Origin of the sequence: Leucobacter chromiireducens subsp. solipictus, assembly GCF_016758195.1 — a bacterium.
GTDB lineage: Bacteria > Actinomycetota > Actinomycetes > Actinomycetales > Microbacteriaceae > Leucobacter > Leucobacter solipictus.
The window spans coordinates 167,103-184,812 of sequence record NZ_QYAC01000006.1 but is presented as its reverse complement, the minus strand read 5'-3'; the positions used below and the strand labels follow the sequence as shown (position 1 = coordinate 184,812).

The 17,710-nt window shown below is 67.5% G+C and carries 17 protein-coding genes; 11 read left to right on the top strand and 6 right to left on the bottom strand.

The annotated features are described in order from the left end of the window. The first annotated feature begins 63 nt into the window (after positions 1-63). Positions 64-810, top strand: coding sequence for a TetR/AcrR family transcriptional regulator (locus D3230_RS12200; protein ID WP_237467485.1), 747 nt, complete (start codon positions 64-66; stop codon positions 808-810). A gap of 49 nt (positions 811-859) precedes the next feature. Here the strand turns inward: D3230_RS12200 and D3230_RS12195 are convergent, their stop codons facing one another. After that, complete coding sequence (locus D3230_RS12195; RefSeq protein ID WP_202345318.1) at positions 860-1,474, bottom strand: TetR/AcrR family transcriptional regulator; 615 nt, start codon at positions 1,472-1,474, stop codon at positions 860-862. A 122-nt stretch (positions 1,475-1,596) separates the two neighbouring features. Between D3230_RS12195 and D3230_RS12190 the strand changes: the two genes are divergently transcribed. From D3230_RS12190 to D3230_RS12155, 8 genes are all read left to right on the top strand, one after another. After that, positions 1,597-2,610, top strand: a complete 1,014-nt coding sequence (locus D3230_RS12190) for a phosphotransferase enzyme family protein (RefSeq protein ID WP_202345317.1) — start codon at positions 1,597-1,599, stop codon at positions 2,608-2,610. Positions 2,611-2,654: 44 nt separating this feature from the next. After that, the gene (locus D3230_RS12185) at positions 2,655-3,923 is read left to right on the top strand and encodes an aspartate aminotransferase family protein (protein WP_202345316.1); all 1,269 of its coding nucleotides are present in this window, start codon (positions 2,655-2,657) and stop codon (positions 3,921-3,923) included. Between the two features lie 84 nt (positions 3,924-4,007). Then, a complete protein-coding gene (locus D3230_RS12180; RefSeq protein ID WP_202345315.1) occupies positions 4,008-4,970 on the top strand; it encodes an AraC-like ligand-binding domain-containing protein in 963 nt (320 codons plus the stop codon). Positions 4,971-5,745: 775 nt separating this feature from the next. Then, on the top strand, positions 5,746-6,561 hold the full coding sequence (locus tag D3230_RS12175) for a MoaF C-terminal domain-containing protein (protein ID WP_202345314.1): 816 nt from the start codon (positions 5,746-5,748) through the stop codon (positions 6,559-6,561). Positions 6,562-6,610: 49 nt separating this feature from the next. Then, entirely contained in the window at positions 6,611-7,780 is a 1,170-nt protein-coding gene (locus tag D3230_RS12170) for an ABC transporter substrate-binding protein (RefSeq protein ID WP_202345313.1), read from the top strand. Between the two features lie 113 nt (positions 7,781-7,893). Further along, positions 7,894-8,769, top strand: a complete 876-nt coding sequence (locus tag D3230_RS12165; RefSeq protein ID WP_202345312.1) for an ABC transporter permease subunit — start codon at positions 7,894-7,896, stop codon at positions 8,767-8,769. Continuing rightward, a complete protein-coding gene (locus D3230_RS12160; protein WP_202345311.1) occupies positions 8,756-10,516 on the top strand; it encodes a branched-chain amino acid ABC transporter ATP-binding protein/permease in 1,761 nt (586 codons plus the stop codon). Before D3230_RS12165 ends, D3230_RS12160 begins: the two co-directional genes overlap by 14 nt. Further along, positions 10,513-11,208 carry an ABC transporter ATP-binding protein gene (locus D3230_RS12155; RefSeq protein ID WP_202345310.1) on the top strand — a complete coding sequence of 232 codons (696 nt, stop codon included), beginning with the start codon at positions 10,513-10,515 and terminating at the stop codon, positions 11,206-11,208. The genes D3230_RS12160 and D3230_RS12155 overlap by 4 nt, the downstream gene beginning before the upstream one ends. A gap of 142 nt (positions 11,209-11,350) precedes the next feature. On the opposite strand, the gene D3230_RS16235 is transcribed toward D3230_RS12155, so the two are convergent. The 4 genes from D3230_RS16235 to D3230_RS12135 form a co-directional block, all read right to left on the bottom strand. After that, on the bottom strand, positions 11,351-11,950 hold the full coding sequence (locus D3230_RS16235; protein ID WP_337249170.1) for a helix-turn-helix domain-containing protein: 600 nt from the start codon (positions 11,948-11,950) through the stop codon (positions 11,351-11,353). After that, the gene (locus D3230_RS16510) at positions 11,914-12,126 is read right to left on the bottom strand and encodes an AraC family ligand binding domain-containing protein (RefSeq protein ID WP_420029037.1); all 213 of its coding nucleotides are present in this window, start codon (positions 12,124-12,126) and stop codon (positions 11,914-11,916) included. The genes D3230_RS16235 and D3230_RS16510 overlap by 37 nt, the downstream gene beginning before the upstream one ends. A gap of 242 nt (positions 12,127-12,368) precedes the next feature. Next, the gene (locus tag D3230_RS12140) at positions 12,369-12,827 is read right to left on the bottom strand and encodes a hypothetical protein (RefSeq protein ID WP_202345307.1); all 459 of its coding nucleotides are present in this window, start codon (positions 12,825-12,827) and stop codon (positions 12,369-12,371) included. 115 nt (positions 12,828-12,942) lie between these two features. Next, on the bottom strand, positions 12,943-13,788 hold the full coding sequence (locus tag D3230_RS12135) for an SDR family NAD(P)-dependent oxidoreductase (protein WP_202345306.1): 846 nt from the start codon (positions 13,786-13,788) through the stop codon (positions 12,943-12,945). 320 nt (positions 13,789-14,108) lie between these two features. On the opposite strand from D3230_RS12135, the gene D3230_RS12130 reads away from it, so the two are divergent. Next, positions 14,109-15,752: an amidohydrolase gene (locus D3230_RS12130; RefSeq protein WP_202345305.1), complete on the top strand. Its 1,644-nt coding sequence runs from the start codon at positions 14,109-14,111 to the stop codon at positions 15,750-15,752. Between the two features lie 2 nt (positions 15,753-15,754). Then, entirely contained in the window at positions 15,755-16,246 is a 492-nt protein-coding gene (locus D3230_RS12125; RefSeq protein WP_202345304.1) for an EthD family reductase, read from the top strand. Here the strand turns inward: D3230_RS12125 and D3230_RS12120 are convergent. Further along, entirely contained in the window at positions 16,182-17,699 is a 1,518-nt protein-coding gene (locus tag D3230_RS12120; RefSeq protein ID WP_202345303.1) for an ABC transporter substrate-binding protein, read from the bottom strand. The two genes, D3230_RS12125 and D3230_RS12120, sit on opposite strands and share 65 nt — an antisense overlap. Between the last annotated feature and the right edge of the window lie 11 nt (positions 17,700-17,710).

Sequence of the window (17,710 nt, the reverse complement as noted above, 5' to 3'; positions counted from 1 at the left end):
TTGACGCCTCGCGCGCTGCGAAGCCGCACCGATGCTCTACGCTGGGCGCTGGAGAGGAGCCCCATGTCCGCGCCGTCCGCAGCGACACCCGCCGCATCGTCCACCCGCCGCCGCGGGGGTGCCCGGAAGATCAAGCTCGACACCGAGCTGATCGTCACCACGGGTCTCGCCGTCGCCGCCGAAACCCGCTCCAACGAGTTTTCCGCGAAGGCCCTCGGACTGCGGCTCGGCGTCGACCCCTCCGCGATCTACCGCCACTTCCGGAGCAAGTCCCACCTCATGGAGGCCCTCCTCGACGAACTGCACGTCCGCGCCATGGACGGGGTCACCGCCCCGCCCGAGGACTGGCGCAACCGGATCCGGCAGCTCGCGCTGGGCACGCTCGTGGAGTACTGCGCACACCCCTCCATCGCGGCGGAATCGATGGTGCTGACCACGCACGGGCCGGGCGAGCTCCGCGCCATTGAACTCATCCTTGACGCCCTGGACCGCGCCGGCCTCACCCCCGATGACGTGGTGCGCCACTACGCGCTCTTCTCCTCCTACCTCCTCTCAACCGCGTCAGGAATCGCCCGCGCACGAATCGAGAGCGGCGACGAGCAGACGGCGACGGAGGGCTCGCCCTGGCTCGATGGCCCCATCCTCGCGGATCCGCGGGTCTACCCGCAGATCGCGCGCTTCACGGGCCCGCTCGCCGATCTCGACGACCACGAGACGTACCTCCTGGGAATCGAGACACTCATCCGCTCGGCCGAGCTCGCCGCGGCGGGTGCTCGCGAGTCCACCGTGGCGCACCCCTCCCCCGCGTAGCCGTCTGCACCGACTCGCAGCGCACGATCCAGGGCGTCGCGAGCGCGAGCTACGCCGTGGCGGCCAGACCCGCCACGAGCCGGTCGAACGCGGCCGTGGCCCGATCAGCGGAGTCGAGGCCCGCCGCTACCCGCATCGCGGCCTCCCGGAGCGCGCCCACCAGGAGCACGGCCGTCGCCGCGGCGTCCACGCGCGGGTCCACGCCACCGTCCGCCTGAGCAAGCGCGATGGCCTCCTCGATCATCACGACGCTGGCCCCGGACCCGATTCCGCGTTCCGATCCGCCGGTGATGAGCGTCGGCCCCGACACGTTGAAGAAGTGTCCCGTGTGCGCGTCCGCGGCGAGCGTGAACATCTCGCGGGCGAGGGCCGCGAGCTGGCCCCGCCAATCGTCCGCGGCGAGCACGGCGGCGCGGGAGCGGGCAACGAGGCGCTCGCCGAGCGCCGCATACGCCGCCCGGAGGAGCTCGTCGCGCCCGCCGGGAAAGTGGGCGTACACGGTCCCGCGCGAGATCCCCGACTGCGCGGAGACCCGTTCGATCGTGGCCGCGTCGACGCCGCCCTCGGCAATGACGTGGAGCAGCGCGTCCACGAGTTCGCGCCGCGTGCGGTGCTGCCGCCGCTCGCGCAACGTCATCTGAGGGGGTGCGGCGTCGACGGTCATACCCCCCAGTCTAGGCGGAGCCGTGGACGCTTGTGAACGCTGCGTATATTTTCTATACTCCGAGTACAGAACTTCGCGGCACGCGCCAACGACGGCCGTGTCCGACCCCCGAAAGGACGCGCATGCCGAACGCCGAACTCGCCGCAGGAATTGCCCTGGCCCGCGCCGCGCTGCCGCACTACGGGATCTCCCCGGACACCGAGCTCAGCCTCCTGAAACACCGCGAAAACATCGTGTTTGCGCTGCGCGCCAACGACACGAACTACGTCCTCCGGGTGCACCGCCGGGGGTACCATAGCGACGCCGAGCTGTCCTGCGAGCTCGAGTTCGTCCGCGCACTCGAGGGCGAGGGCGTGGCCGTCCCCTCCTTCGTGCAGACCGCGGACGGTCGGGAGTTCTGCGTCGTCGGAGGAGACACCGCCGCCGGTCCCCACCAGGTCGACCTGCAGCTCAGGCTGGAGAACTACGGCAACTTCGGGAACGAGCACACCGCGGTCGACGGCACCGCCGAGCTCGACCCCGCCGACTTCGTCCAGCTCGGCCGGCTCGCCGCCGAGGTCCACGCGGCGAGCGAGCGCTCCGGGTACCGCATGTCCGTGCCGCGCGACGACTGGGACCTCGAGGGCCTCGTCGGGCCAAACTTCGCGTGGGGGGATCCGCTCCGGATCGCCGAGCTCGCGGGCGAGGACCGCGAGACCGTGATCGCCGCGCTCGACCGGGTGCGCGCCATGCTGCTCGACTACGGCACCCCCGCCCACCGCTTCGGCCCGATCCACGCCGACCTCACCCCCGAGAACGTCCTGCGGACGCCCGCGGGCCTCGTGCTCATCGACTTCGACGACTTCGCCGCGGGCTGGCACCTCTTCGACCTCGCGACCGCGGTGTTCTTCTTCACCCCGCACCCGCGCGCGGCCGAGTATCGGGCCGCGCTGTTCTCCGGCTACGAAGCCGTCCGCCCCCTCGATGCCGCCGACCACGCCGCCTTTCCCGCGATCCTGCTCGCCCGCGGCCTCACCTATCTCGGCTGGGCGGCCGATCGCCGCGGTGAAGCGACGCCCGAGTGGCTCGCGACCGACGTGCTCCCCCACGTCGTCGGCCTCGCGCGCGGTCTGCTCGCAACACCCGCCGCCACCTGATACACCCGCCCGACCCGTCCGCGCCCGACCCTCAGGAGACCCGCATGACCTCGAACGCCGCGCTCATCGCCCGCCGCAACCGCACGATCGGCCCCTACTCCCCCCTGTTCTACGACGAGCCGCTGCAGTTCGTCTCGGGCAGCGGTGCCTGGCTCACCGAGGCCTCGGGGCGACGCTACCTGGACGGCTACAACAACGTGCCGCACGTGGGGCACGCAAACCCCCGGGTGGTCGCGGCGATGGCCGATCAGGCGGCGCGACTCAACATCCACACCCGCTACCTCAACGATCGCGTCATCGACTACTCCGAACAGCTGCTCGCCACGTTCGCTCCGGGGTTGGACCGCGTGCTCTACGGCAACTCCGGCTCCGAGGCCAACGAGCTCGCGATCCGAATCGCCCGCCAACAGACCGGGGCGGTCGGCATGATCGTGTCCGACTTCAGCTACCACGGCACCACGATCACGCTCGCGGAGCTCACCACCGGGCTGCAGACCCGCGAGCCCCTCGCACCGCACATCCGCGCGTTCCGCATCCCGGACCTGGACACCGACTCGCGCCCGGAGTCCGAGGTGCTCGCCACCACGCTGGCCGAACTGGACACCGCGATCCGCTCCCTCCAGGAGGCCGGGTTCGGAGTCGCCGCCGCGCTCTTCGACCCGTTGTTCTCCACGGAAGGGATGCCGCGGATTCCCGCGGGGCTCGTGGACGGCATCGTGCAGCGTGTCCGCGCCGCTGGCGGGCTCGTGATCGCCGACGAGGTGCAGAGCGGCTTCGGCCGCACGGGCAGCCACATGTGGGGGCACGCCGCGGTAGGGATGGAGCCGGATCTGGTCACGATGGGCAAGCCCATGGGCAACGGACACCCGATGTCCGCGGTGGTGACGAGCGAGGCCGTGCTCGACCAGTTCGGCGCGCACAACGAGTTCTTTAACACCTTCGCCGGGAACCCGGTCTCCGCCGCCGTCGGCGAAGCGGTGCTCGCAGAGATGACCGCCGAGCGGCTCCAGGAGCGAGCGGGCGAACTGGGCGCGGTGGCACTCGCCCGCTTCCGCGCGCTCGCGGAACGTCACGACTTCGTGCGCTCCGCGAAGGGGACGGGCATGTTTCTCGGGCTCGACTTCGCCGTCGCCGGGGCGGCTGCCCCGCAGATCGCGAAGCAGGTCGTCGAGGGGATGAAATCCCGCGGAGTCCTGATCTCCCGCATCGGGCGCGACAGCAACGTGCTGAAGGTGCGGCCGCCGCTCGCCTTCGGTGCCACGGAACTTCCGATCCTGCTCGACGCCCTCGACGACACACTCTCGGAGGTCTAGGGTGTATTCTCTCGGAAAGAGCGGCGTCGTTGCCCGAAGCGCCACGGGCCGATCCGCTGGACTGAAGCAGTGAGGTGATGAGGCATGCGGACCGCGGACCCGCGAGATCTGAACCACGCACAGCCGGCATCGCATCTGGCCCACGGGATCACCGAGTTCCGAAGCCTCGTGAGCTCCTCGTTTGTCCCACTGCGCGTCACCACGGAAAACGACGAACCGTTCGCCGGCCGCACCGATTCCGCCGAAGCGGATGACGTCGTCTTCACCGAGGTCACCGCGCGCCCCCATCTCGTCGAGCGCACGCCGGAGAACATCGCGGACGGCGGAAGTGGCTATTACAAGGTGAGCCTGCTCCTCTCCGGCAGCAGCATTCTGGTGCAGGACGGCCGCGAGGTTGTGATGCGCGCCGGAGACCTGTCCGTGTACGACACCTCGCGCCCCTACTCCCTCCTGTTCGGCGAGGACTTCCGCAACCTCATCATGATGTTCCCGAAAGATCGCCTCGAACTCCCGATTCCGTTCACCGAGCAGCTCACCGCGGTGTCGCTCGGGCGCGAGCATCAGGGCCTCGCCCCCGTGATCACCGCGTTCCTGTCGCAGTTCCCCGCGCAGCTGAAACCCCTCGACGGGCGGATCCGCGCGAAGCTTGCCCACACGAGCCTCGATCTCATGGGCACGCTCTTTTCGAGCATCCTCGACACGGATCCCGCACGCCGGGATCCGCACCAGATCCTGCTCCAGAAGATCACGGCGCACATCGACCAGCATCTCGCGTCGCCCGAGCTCAGCCCCGGATCCATCGCGGCGGCGCACTTCATTTCGACCCGGCACCTGCACGCGCTCTTCCGCCAGGCCGACACCACGGTTTCCGCCTGGATCCGTGAGCGCCGGCTCGAGCGCTGCCGCGCCGACCTCCTCGACCCTGTGCTCGCGGACCGCACCGTCTCGGCGATTGCGAGCCGCTGGGGCTTCTCCGACGCCGCACACTTCAGCCGCGTCTTCAAGTCCGCCTACGGCGTCTCCCCCAGCGTGCTCCGGCTCGGCTGATCCGCCCGTTCGGCCCGCGTCCCGGGGACGCGTCGGGGCCGCCACGCAGCACCCCGTCGCGGTCCCGGTATGCATTCGTGATCACGCGCCACCACCGCGGGACCCCTCAGAGCGCCTACGGCGGAATCACGAATCGTGCGCAGCGCGTGATGACGCACACCTGATACGGATCCCTCCTTGCCCGGGCAGGTAGGAAGCACGCGGGGAGACCGCGCCCTGCCCGGGACGGCTCGGTTTCACGCCCGATGCTGAGCACACCGACTGCGCACATGTGCAGGGCGCGAACATGTGTCTCACCACTCATCCACGACGCACTCGCGATCTCCCTCCGCAAGTCGAGGTTGACGACACCATGCCGGATCCGCGCTCCTCGCCATCGGGCGGGCGTCTTCGAGTGGGGGCCACGTATTCCGTACCCGTATGAATATCTCAGAGTCTCAAAAAAGCCGACTATGCCCACTCGTAGGACGTACTCTGCGGAAGAAATGATCCACCGAGCTCTGACATGGTGCTCACCTCCTCAACCCCGCCCGTCTGGGTTCTCGGGAGAAGCGGACCGGACGCGCTGCAATTGCAACCATTCCGTGACGCGAGATGACTCGGAGGGCACGGCCGTTGTCTCAGACGGCAGGCCCGCCTTAGAGGCCGTGTAAAAAGCCCTGCATGCTGCGTACGCTCCTGAGCGAAGGACGGGGCAGCGTCGCCCAGAAATGCGCTCTCCTGAGCCGGGCCTCCGCTGAACAAAATACATCGCGGCACAAAGGAGTGTTCTCCCATGGAAACGATTCCCAGCAATGATCTGACGCCAGCCAAGTCGGACGAGTGGCTCAGTTACGACGACTTCGCGGCCGGTATCGACACGTACAGAGCTGCGAGCAGCAGCCTGTCTGGCGTCCACCTCGATGTGAGCTATGCAGAGGGCGCAAAGTTGTCACTCGCATTCGCGTCAGATCACGTGCGTTGGAAAGCGACAGGCCCACTCGCAACCGAGGCCGAACTCACCGACCCGTATGATGCGGTCCGCGTGAGGGACGATGTCGTGTTCGTGCATCTCCCACTCGAGTCGAGCTCACACATGGCGATTACGGTCGTGTATTCCGAGACTACGCACCGTGCCTTGGTTGTGCGATCACGCATTGCGGATGCGCCCACAGAGGGCGTGCCCCAGGTGGGCCAAGAGTTCTGGGCTGGTGTCACCGGAGGCGGGCGCCCGAGCGGGGAGGTTCCTGCTCCGAGCCGGGATCTCATCGGCAAGCGCAATCTCTACCGATACAGCCCCCATCACCTCTACGAGCACATCTATATCTCAAGCGAGCGCTACGCCTGGCAGTGTGTTCAGGGAGTTCAGCGCGGCCACGGCGACACGGAAATGACCACAACTTGGAAGTTTGCGGATGGACTCTATCTCTTCTGCTTCCGTGAGTTTCGGATCCCTGTCGCGAGTGTGTGGCTCCACGATCTCAGCTACGCGCTCCGAACGACCGGAGTCTTCCTCGGGCTCGCGGAAGACGGGAACGCAAAGCACTCCCGGGCCGGTGGCCATGTATACCCGCTCGGTGCGGTCTCGTATCCCGATGTCGAACCGATCTAACTCCGTTTTCCTGCCCGCATGATTCGCTCCCTTGCGAAAGGACTTTCCCATGAATAATCGCTATCTCGGAGTCGTGGCGCTCGGAGTCGCGGGGGCACTCGCGCTCAGCGGGTGCGCCGGCGGCGGCGACACTGCCCCGATCAGAATTGGTTCGGTGAGCACCCTCAGCGGTGCCGCGACATTCGCTGAATCCAGTGAGGCCGCGCAGGCTGTGTTCGATCGTGTCAACGCAGAAGGCGGCGTCAACGGCCACATGATCGATTACAAGACCATTGACGATAAGGGCGATCCGGCTTCAGCAACTGCGGCCGCACGCGAACTTGTTGGCAGCGACGAGGTCGTCGCGTTGGTGGGCGGTGCTTCGCTCATCGAGTGTGACATCAACCAGGACTACTACGCCCAAGAGGACGTACTGTCAATGCCAGGTATTGGAGTCGATGCTGGGTGCTTCAATACCGAAAGCATTGCCCCGGTGAATCTCGGCCCGTTCAACGACATGACACTCACGTTGCTCAACGGCTCCGAGAACCTCGGACTGGAGAACATTTGTGTGCTCCTCGAGATCGCAGGCTCTACAACCCCGGCATACCAAGCAGGCGTCGATCGGTGGGCAGAGATAACCGGCAAGGAACCGCACTACGTCGACGACACCTTGCCGTACGGAGGCTCTGACTATAGCTCCTACATGGTGAAGGCGAAGAACGCCGGCTGCGACGCGATCGCCGTCAATGCGATGGAGCCTGACGCTATCGGCCAAGTGAAGGCGGCGCAGGCGCAGGGTTGGGAAGACGTTACGTTCCTATTTCTCACCAGCGTCTACAGCGAGAACTTTGCCTCGGCACTGGAATGGGCCGGTGCGGGGGCCCATATTCCCGCTGAGTTCTATCCCTTCACGGAGGTCTCGGAAATCAACGCCGACTGGCGGGGATTGATGGAGGAGAACGGGATCGATCTGACGTCATTCAGCCAGGGCGGCTATCTCGCGGCCATGAATTTCGTTGAGGTGCTGCAGAGCATGGAAGGAAACTATGACCGCGAGTCGGTCTCACAGGCGCTCCACGAGATGACACCTATCGAGAGCCCGATGATGGCATATTCCTATCAGTTCGACGAGATCGCGAAACAGGAGTACACGCCCGGCGGTTGGCCCGTCGTCTTGCGGTCGGGCACGAAGTCCTGGGAAAAGTCTGCAGAAGACTGGCTACTTCCCGCGGGCTAGATTCCCTCCGAGGCCCGGCGCGGTCAGCGACCGTACCGGGCCTCCACCTTTCCCATCAATAAGGAGTCCCACGTGTTATTCGCCATACTCCCACAACGCCGTGGAGTCGCCACGTGAACGGTGGTGCCCTGGCGCAAGGTGCTCTTGCGGGCCTTGCCTCCGGGGGTCTCTACGCAGTGCTCGCCGTGACGCTCACCCTGATGAGCCGTCTCGTGCGAGTCGTCAACTTCGCACAGGCCGCCACCGGCATGTTCGCAGCGTTCGCCGCCGTTTGGGGTGCCAACTCACTTGGTTTACCAGTGTGGGCAGCAACAATCATTGGCGTCGTTGTCGGTGCGTTGCTCAACGGCACGATCGGTTGGATCGCTGCAACCTGGCTCTCCGAGGCGTCCGTAACGCTCCGCTCCGCGATGACGGTGGCCCCCTTCCTCATGCTCATCTCATTGTCATTCATCCTCTTCGGCAACAAACCGCAACCGTTCGCCCCGCTTCTTCAAGGGCCCGCATTCCGCGTCGCTGGCGTCGTGGTCAGCTGGGTTACCGTCGTGATGGTGCTACTCGCGGTGTTCGTTGCAACGGGTTGTGCCGTCGTGCTTCGTCACACCACGGTGGGCACGCAGCTCCGAGCGCTCTCGGAACGACCCACGACCGCAGAGCTCATCGGTATAGCCGCAAAGCCACTATCAATCAGCGTGTGGGGAGTGACAGGAGCCATCTCGGCAATCACGGTGATGGTGATTGCCCCATCGCAGTCCAATGATGCCACCAGCCTCTCGATGCTCATTATTCCGGCTTCTGCTGCCGCGTTGCTCGGCGGCTTTCGTCGCCTCGATCTCGCGGTAGCTGGGGGCTTGCTGCTCGGCATAGTCTCTGGCGTGGTCGCCCAGATCCCATCGCTATCGTTCGTGCGCAATTTCATCCCGTTCCTTTTCATCGTCGTCTTGCTGCTCTGGTCGCAGCGGAAGGAGGTGTGGGATGCTGCTCGCTAATCGCCGTCTCCGCGCAGCGGTCCCCATTGCGACTGCCCTCGTTGGGGTCGGTCTCGCCTGGGCGCTCAGCCTTGGAATGTCTGGGTACTACGTGTTCCTCGGCATCAGCGCGCTCACGGCGATCATCGCGGTACTTGGTCTTGGCGTGGTGACCGGTTCGGCCGGCATTATTGCGCTCTCGCAACTTACATTCGCCGCAATCGGTGCGTGGGTGGTCGCCTGGCTCAGCACCCACGAAGCACCCGGCGGATTCATTGCGTGGCTACTACTCGGCGGTCTCGCAGGCGGCCTTGCAGGGGTACTCATTGGCCTTCCCGCACTCCGCCTCCGCGGTGTCAACCTTGCGGTCGTAACCCTGGGATTTGCCGCGGCATTCGATGTAATGCTCGTGCAAATCCAGTTCCCAGGATCCGTTGACGGCATTCCGGTGACTCGTCCGACTGCCTTCGCGAGCGATCGCGAGTTCTTTTTCTTTGCCGCCGTCGTGATGATCGTGTGTGCGCTCCTCGTTTCCTGGCTCCAAGCCAGTCGCATGGGTAGCAGTTGGAAAGCCGTTGCGTTCTCTGAACGCGGGACCGCTGCCGTGGGCCAGAGCGTGTCCGCTGCAAAGCTGTCAGCGTTTGCAGTGAGCGCCACACTCGGCGGCATTTCGGGGGGCCTCCTCGCTGGGCAGGTGCAGTTGCCATTTGCGTCAAGTTTCACACCGCTCCAATCACTCGCGCTCTATATCCTCGCGGTGATGAGCGGTGCGTACCTCATCGATATGGCCGTTCTGGGGGGCATCCTCTGGGTCGTTATTCCCGAGCTCCTCAGGAAATGGGGAGTGCCTCAGGACTGGGGCTTCGTGGTATTTGGCGTACTGGGCCTTCAGGCGCTCACGAGCGGATCCAACCTAGGCGAGGGCATTCGCGCTGCGCTTCGGCGGCGCACCGCACGAGGCGGCACGAAAACTACGGGCACGCGTGCGGACGTTGCAACAAATGTGCTGGATGTGTTCGCTGTACCCGAGGCTGCCAAGCCGATCCCAGCCGACGCGCTCCCGGTGTTTGAAGTCTCCGGTCTCGGGGTCCAGTTCGGGGCGCTCGCGGCGTTGAGCGATGTATCTTTTGCGGTGCAGCCCCGCTCGATTATGGGGCTCATCGGACCGAACGGTGCCGGAAAGTCAACCTTCGTCGACGCGGTAAGCGGGTTTCTCCCGCAACATACCGGCAGCGTCTCTCTCGATGGTGCGGACATCAGCACGCTCACCCCCGCTCAGCGCGCCCGGCGCGGACTGCGCCGCACCTTCCAGCAGGACCGCGTGCCCCCGCAGCTCACCGTCGAGGCGTATGTGCGCTTCGTGGCCCGCCGCCGTCTGGAGCACGACGAACTCGCCGATGCGCTGGCGTTCCTCGGATGCCCACCCCCGGAGGAGCACCTTACCAACGTCGACGTGGGCACCCGTCGCCTGATCGAGGTCGCGGCGGCCGTACTCTCGGGCCCGAAGGTACTGATCCTCGACGAGCCGGCTGCCGGACTCTCACACGAGGAGCACGTCCAGTTCGGACACCGGCTGACCCGGATCCCGTCGCGCTTCGACACCGCGATCGTGCTCATCGAGCACGACCTCGACCTGGTGCGCTCCGTGTGCACCGAGATCACCGTGCTCGACTTCGGCAAAGTCCTCGCCCAGGGCCCCCAGCAGGAGGTCCTCGAGAACCCGGCCGTCATCGCGGCCTACATGGGAGATGCGGAGATCAATTCATGAGCGCACTCGAACTCGATGGAGTCACGGTGACCCGCGGCGCGGGGCCGGTCATCTCCGACGTCAACCTGGTGCTCCGCGCCGGGGGGATCCTGGCACTCGTCGGACCGAACGGGGCTGGCAAGACGAGCCTGCTCGAGTCGGTGTCGGGGGTGATCGCCCACTCCAAGGGCGATATCCGTGTCGACGGGGACTCGATCGCGAAGCGCAGCCGGGTGCAACGATCCCGTCTCGGACTCGCGCACATCGAGCAGGGGCGCGCGATCTTCCCCTCGCTCACCGTGCGCGAGAACATCATGCTCACCGCGGGGACCCCCGCAGCGCTCGACGAGGTGATCGCGTCCTTCCCGGAGCTCGAGAAACGGATCGATGCCCAGTCCGCTCTGCTGTCCGGGGGCGAGCAACAGATGGTGGTCCTCGCTCGAGCGTTCGCGTCACACCCGCGATTCCTGTTGATCGATGAGATGTCACTGGGTCTCGCGCCGGTGGTCTTCATGCGGCTGTTGCCGATCGTCGAGCGGATCGCGGCCTCCGGCGTGGGGGTGCTCCTCGTGGAGCAATTCACGCACCTCGCACTCGGGATCGCGAGCGAGGCAATGGTCGTCGCGAGTGGACGTGTGAGCTACCCCCAGGGCCCGTCCCGGGACCTCGAGAATGACGCGGAGCTGCTACGACGCGCCTATCTCGGCGGATAGCGGCCAGGCTCCGCACTCGCCGATCCACCATCTGACCCTTTCCTCTCCAAACGACCCCGAAAACACCCTCTCCGGTGTATTTTCGGGGTCGTTTGGAGATTTCGGGGTCGTTTCGTGTGCACGCGCGGCCGCCGGGACCGATTCACCGGGCCGCGCGCAATTGCCCGGGCGCGACACCCAGCTCTCGCCGGACACAGCGCGAGAAGTAGGCCGCGTCGGAGCACCCCAGCCGCGTCGCCACGCGATGGATCGGGTCGTCCGATGCGCGGAGGAGTCGGGCCGCCTCCGCCGCGATCCCCGCGCGCACGAGTGTCCCGGGAATTGCGTCGCTCGCATCGCGCACCAATTCGGTGAGGGTCCGCGGCGACACCCCGAGCGCGCGTGCGTGCCACGCGACCCCGTGGGTCGCGTTGGGTTCAGCCCGCACCGCGAGCCGAAACCGCCGGACGAGGGCGTGATGCGGATCCGCGTCGCGCTGCGGCGCGGTCAGTACCCGCGCGCCGCCATCCCCATACGCTTCCCAGAGCAGCGCGCCCAGGAGGAGGCTTCCGGAACGACGCGCGGCCGACTCGACACGGCCCGCGTCTCCAACGCCCGCGACCCCGATCAGGCGCAGCAACGCGGAAAGCCGCGACCAACTCCGCGCGGTCGGCCGGACCGGCTCGAGTCCGAGCGTGGTCCCGGCGCGCACCGAGTTGGGAAGCCTCACCACGGCGTCCCACTCGCTCGGGGTGAACCGCACCGCGAGCCCCTGCGGCGGTGCCGGGACCCGCCGACGTGTGTCTGCCGTTCGCCCAGCAGGATCATCTGTGGTGGTCGGAGCTGATGTTCGATGCCGTCGACGCGGTGCTGCCCCTCGCCCGCGGCGAGCACGAGCACGGTGCTGTCATCGTGCCGGTGCGGCTTCGGGCGGAACACGGTCAGAGATTCCGGCCCCAATTGCTTGACGGCCGGGCCGTGAGTCTGCGGCTCGGGCTGCGGCCCGCAGACTCGTCGCGGCTCACTGACTCCCGGGCTCACGCGGTGGCTCCTCTCGCCGCTCCCCCGACCTGGGGCCGAGCGTACCGCGCCGGATCCGCACCGCCAGCGCCACCGGCCCGGCCCAGCCCAGCCCAGCCCAGCCCAGCCCAGCCCAGCCCGGCCCGGCCCAGCCCGGCGGCTCAGGCCCCCGCGCGTTCCTTCGTGTACTCGGAGGTCAGCGAGCGCGCGCTACACGTGAACGGCCGGGTGACGCTCTCGAAGCCGAGCGGGCAGTGCGGCATGCCGGCGGGGATGAACACCGAACCCGAGGCGGTGAAGGTGCAGGGCACGCCGTCCATTTCGAAGCGAACGACCGCGCCGAGATCCCCCGGATAATCCGGATCGCTGCCCGTCCAGACGAGCACCTCGTCGTAATCGTGTACGTGGCCGTCCACCCAGTGCACGGGAGTGGCCGTGGGCATGATGCAGTTGTCACTCATGTGGATCGGGCGCTCTGCGCCATCGGCGGGGCGCGTGAGCCCGAGCGGCTCCGTGACGTTGGGCGGCAGCGGTGTCCCGGCGGCCTGCCCCTCATACACGAGATCCGACGCGGTGCTCGTCATAATCCGCACGAACAGGTGCTCGTGAGTGGTGGTCATCATCGACTCCATTCGGATCCTCCGCCCGAATCTCGGGCGCGCGACTCCTCGCGAGATCCGGTGTCGCACGGAGGACAGGGACTTTCCTGCGGAGCCCTGGGACTTTTCGCCGCGACTACATGCCCGCGTGTTCGAAGGCCAGGGTCGGGAGATCCACGATATGCGCGCCGCCGTCGGCCACGAGCACGGCACCCGTCATATAGGAGGACTCGGCGGATCCCAGGAATCGGACGATCGACGCGATCTCCGCGGGCTCGGCGGCGCGACCCAGCGGGACGTCGCGGGTGACCGCCGCATACCCCGCTTCGCGATCCGTGATCTCCGGGGCGTGCGCCGCGAACTCGTCCATTTCTTCGTCCGCCATCGGCGTGCGCACCCACCCGGGGCACACCGCGTTGACCCGGACCCCGCGCCGGCTGTAGTCGCGGGCGAGGCTGCGGGTCAGCCCGATGAGCGCGTGCTTGCCCACCGTGTACCCCGCCACCGAGGGGCCGGCGAAGAGTCCCGCGAGCGAGGAGACGATCACGATCTCACTGCCGCCGGTGGCCGCGGCACCGTCCAGCAGCGCGGGCAGGGCCTCGCGCGCCATCACAAAGCCCGTCGAAAGGTTCGCCGTGATCGCGGCGGCCCACGCGGCGTCGCTCGTATCCCCCACTGCGGCGAAGCCGTGGCCGCCGGCGTTGAGAACCAGCACGTCGATCCGGCCGAACTGCGCCACAATCTCCGTGACCGCGGCGGCCGCGGAGTCGCCGTCGGCGGCGTCCGCCACGACGGGCGTGGCACCCGTCCGCTCGGCAACGATCTGCAGCGGTTCCCTCCGCCGCCCCACGACCACGACGTTCGCGCCCTCCGACGCGTAGCGCTCCGCGATCGCGGCTCCGATCCCGGTGCCGCCGCCCGTGATCACGATCGTGCGCCCGTGAAGGCTCGAGCGCGGTGTCGCGTCGGTCTGCTCTGTCATCGTCCGTCTCCTCTGTGAGTCGCTGAGCACCCGGCACCGCAGCCGATTCGGTGGCGGAGCAACCGGGGGCCTCACCCGCGCTGCGTCGCACCGGGTTCCGCAAGTCTGCCGGAGTTCGGCATCACCAGTCGGCTTCCCGCCCGCTGCGACAAGAGCGCAGCACGCAGGATCAACCCGCCCCCGAAGCGCACTGGGATACTGAGCGGAGGATGCGCCGAACTCGTGCCACAGCCGGCCCGGTTCGCGCACCGCATCCGCCCTCCGGCGCCGCCGCCACCATCCGCACGCGCGTCGCCCCCCACCGACGATTGGAGTCACCGATGACCCAGCCCGCCCCCGATCTCGTCGTGACCGGCGGATCCGTGTACACCGTCGATCCCGCGCAGCCCCGCGCCGAGGCCTTCGCGGTCACCCACGGCCGGATCAGCGCCATCGGCACGAGCACCGAGGTCGCCGCCCTCGCCGGGCCCGCAACCGTGCGCCGTGACCTCGCCGGAGCGTTCGTGATGCCCGGGCTCGTCGACGTCCACAATCACCACTTTCTCGCCGGCAAGGAAGACCTGTTCGAGCTGCAGATTCCGGTCGGCGCGACCCTCGACAGCATCATCGAAGCGGTGCGCGTCCACGCCGCGGCACTACCCGCGGATGCCTGGGTGGTGGGCGGCCCCTGGGCGAGCGACCGGCTCGGCGACGTGAACACCGCCGCGGCGCTGGACCGGCTCGACGACGCTGCGGGCGGACGGCCCGTGATGCTCACCGACGATTCCCACCACAACCGCTGGGCGAGCAGCCGCGCACTCGCGCTCGCCGGCGTGACCGCGGGCACCGAGGGCGTGCTGCTCGACGGCGAGCGCCCCACGGGCGTGCTCCTTGAAGCCGCGGGCATCCCGGTCGCGCAGACCCAGGCGGCTGCGGGCGGGCTCACCCCCGCGCAGGAACGCGCGGCGTCTCGGCGCGGCGTGGAGATCCTGAACGCCCACGGCGTGACCTGCTTCCAGGACGCGGGCGTTTCCACCCACATCCTCGAAGCGCTGCGGGCGCTCGACACCGACGGCGAGCTCAACGCGTGGGTCGTGAGTTCCATGCTCATCAACGATGAGATCTTCGGGTTCGATCGGGTCGGCGAGGCGCTCGTGTTCGATGGTGAGCCATACCGCACGGAGCACCACCGCCCCGATTTCGTGAAGATCTTCCTCGACGGGGTCCCGCCGACCCGGACCGGCGCGTTCTTGGAGCCCTACCTGCCGGACGACGTCCACGGCGCGCATCACCACGGCGACACGCTGCTCGATCCCGAGGAGCTCGTCGGCTGGCTGCGCCGGGTCGCGCAGGCCGGGCTCTCCGCAAAGATCCACTGCACCGGCGACGCATCGGTGCACGCCGTGCTGAACGCCGTCGAGGTGATCCGCGGCGAGGGGATCACGGACACCCGCTACCAGGTGGCGCACGGCCAGTTCGTGCACGCCGATGACGTGCCGCGATTCGCTGCACTCGGCGTCGCCGCCGATATCTCGCCGTTCATCTGGGTCCCCGGCCCGATCGTCGAGGCGATCCGCGAGGTGCTCCCCCGGGAACGCGCCGATCAGATGCAACCGAACCGCTCGCTGCTCGACGCGGGTGCCATCGTCGCCGGCGGATCCGACTGGCCGGTGTCGCCGTCGCCCAACGCGTGGGAAGGGATTCACGGGCTCGTGACTCGGGAGGACCCGAGCGGCACCTACCCGGGCACGCTGTGGCCCGAGCAGGCGATCGGCCTCGAGGAGGCCATCGCCGCGTTCACCATCAACGGGGCGGAAGCGATGGGCCTCGGCGCCGAGACCGGGTCGCTCACCGTCGGCAAGTCCGCGGACTTCGTGGTGCTGAACCGCGATCCTTTCGCCCACCCCGCCACCGAGCTGGTGCAGACTGTCGTCGCGGAAACCTGGTTCTCGGGCCGCCGCGTGTACGCCGCCGAGCAGGCATAGTCATGCACAAGCTCATGGTGCTGTACCCGGAGCCGCAGGATCGCACGGCCTTCACCGCATACTACGAGTCGGTCCATCTGCCCCTCTGCGCGGCCCTGCCCGGAGTGCAACGCATCAGCTATGCGCTCGGCATCTCCGAGCCCGGCGACGGCCCCTACTTCGGGATCTTCGAGGCGGAGTTTGCGAGCGAGGCGGCCCTGCTGGCGGCGCTCGCCTCGCCCCAGGGCCGAGCCGTCGAGACCGACGTCCCGAACTACGCGACCGGTGGAGCACAGGTCCTCCGTTTCCCCGTGGCAGAGGTGGGCCTGGGGGAGCACGGTGGCCCCGTGAGGTCCCGGAGTACGCCGGGACCTCACGGGGCCACCGAAACTCACCGTTCGGCGCGGGGCCGAGTCCCCGCACCGACCGGTGGTTCATCGCAACCGCACGCTACGCGGACGGCTGAATCTGCCGGAGGGCGGGGAACATCATCCCGGTCACCGGTTCAACGGTGACCTCCGGCACGCTCGCGTAGATATTGTTCGACTGGTACCACACGACGTGCCACGCCTGCTCGGTCAGCTCCGCATTGAGCTTCGCGATCGCGGCATCTTGTTCGGCGCCCTGCGGGGCCGCGAGCACCTCCTCAACCTGCGACTGCAGTTCAGGGAACTCGGCGATGTCCGGTTCCGGCATGTACCACTGCGGCACCGTGAGTTGCCGCGCGATCGTCGCGATCGGATTGGAGTCGACGGCCAGGACGGCGATAAACATCGGATAGCTCGGCGCGTTGGACTGGTAGTCCGCATACTGGAACTCGTCCCAGGTGACGCGAATGCCCAGGTCTGCGAACACCTGCTCGACCGCAGGCTGCCACACTTGGAAGGGCGGGGCCATCGGCATCGTCACCTCAAATCCGTCGGCATAGCCTGCCTCGGCGAGGAGCTGCTTGGCCTTCGCGAGGTCCGGCGCGTAGCGATCGTTGAGGTCTGGGTCGTTACCGGTGAAGCCCGCCGCGAACAACTGGTTCGTGGCCGTCCCCTGCCCCTCACCCACGCTGTCGAGCAACGCGTGTCCGTCGAATGCATAACTCAACGCCTGGCGCACACGAACATCGCCGAGCGGGGCGAGCTGCTCCCCCGTATGATCGTTGATCCGAAGCCCCACCCAGGAAGCGGTTTGTGACACGACGTTCCACCCGTTGTCGTCGGCGAGCTTGGCCGTCGTGGCATCGCCATAGCTCACATCGATCTGACCAGCCTCGAACGCGTTGTTGCGTGCGCTCGGATCCTGCATCGGCATCACCGAGACGCGCTCAAACGGGAACTCAGCATCTGCCCAGTGTCCCGCCACGCGGTCGAAATGGTATTCAGAGCCGGCGACCGTGTCCGCAGCGAGCACGTACGGCCCCGAACCGACGGGTGCATCGGCGAGCGTGCCTGCGGCGAGCGCGCTCGGGGCGACCATATAGCTGCGGCCAATACCCATGAAGTAGAGCAGGCGGTCGTCGCGGGCCGAAAGCGCGATCTCGATGGTGTCGGGGTCGACCGCGATGACCCCTGAGACGTTGAGGTACGCTTCACGCGACACGGCCCCGTCCTGCAAATACTCGAGGTTGGCGACGGCCGCGTCCGCGTCAAAAGCGGTGCCGTCCGAGAAGACGGCATCGTCGCGGAGGTGCATCGTCAGTGTGAGTCGATCGTCCGAGTACTCCCAGTCCGTTGCGAGCGCGGGCTGCGGCTCTCCGGAACCATCAATCGCGACGAGCGGATCGTACACCGCGGACAGGTAGGGCGCATTGAATCCAATGTCTGCGATCGCCGTGTCCCACGAGGTTAGATCGACGAAGTTGCCGATCCGGAGCTCCGTGGGTGCCTCATCCGAGCCCGTGTGCGAGGAGCCGCTGCAGGAGGTGAGCAGCAGCGCCGTCGCTGCGAGGGCCGCGACCGCGGCCACCTGATGTTTCATGGGTTTCCCTT

Bases quoted from the DNA above. Each gene is read 5' to 3' on its own strand.
- D3230_RS12200 (WP_237467485.1), top strand. From the start codon at position 64: ATGTCCGCGCCGTCCGCAGCGACACCCGCCGCATCGTCCACCCGCCGC.
- D3230_RS12195 (WP_202345318.1), bottom strand. From the start codon at position 1,474: ATGACCGTCGACGCCGCACCCCCTCAGATGACGTTGCGCGAGCGGCGG.
- D3230_RS12190 (WP_202345317.1), top strand. From the start codon at position 1,597: ATGCCGAACGCCGAACTCGCCGCAGGAATTGCCCTGGCCCGCGCCGCG.
- D3230_RS12185 (WP_202345316.1), top strand. From the start codon at position 2,655: ATGACCTCGAACGCCGCGCTCATCGCCCGCCGCAACCGCACGATCGGC.
- D3230_RS12180 (WP_202345315.1), top strand. From the start codon at position 4,008: ATGCGGACCGCGGACCCGCGAGATCTGAACCACGCACAGCCGGCATCG.
- D3230_RS12175 (WP_202345314.1), top strand. From the start codon at position 5,746: ATGGAAACGATTCCCAGCAATGATCTGACGCCAGCCAAGTCGGACGAG.
- D3230_RS12170 (WP_202345313.1), top strand. From the start codon at position 6,611: ATGAATAATCGCTATCTCGGAGTCGTGGCGCTCGGAGTCGCGGGGGCA.
- D3230_RS12160 (WP_202345311.1), top strand. From the start codon at position 8,756: ATGCTGCTCGCTAATCGCCGTCTCCGCGCAGCGGTCCCCATTGCGACT.
- D3230_RS12155 (WP_202345310.1), top strand. From the start codon at position 10,513: ATGAGCGCACTCGAACTCGATGGAGTCACGGTGACCCGCGGCGCGGGG.
- D3230_RS12140 (WP_202345307.1), bottom strand. From the start codon at position 12,827: ATGACCACCACTCACGAGCACCTGTTCGTGCGGATTATGACGAGCACC.
- D3230_RS12135 (WP_202345306.1), bottom strand. From the start codon at position 13,788: ATGACAGAGCAGACCGACGCGACACCGCGCTCGAGCCTTCACGGGCGC.
- D3230_RS12130 (WP_202345305.1), top strand. From the start codon at position 14,109: ATGACCCAGCCCGCCCCCGATCTCGTCGTGACCGGCGGATCCGTGTAC.
- D3230_RS12125 (WP_202345304.1), top strand. From the start codon at position 15,755: ATGCACAAGCTCATGGTGCTGTACCCGGAGCCGCAGGATCGCACGGCC.
- D3230_RS12120 (WP_202345303.1), bottom strand. From the start codon at position 17,699: ATGAAACATCAGGTGGCCGCGGTCGCGGCCCTCGCAGCGACGGCGCTG.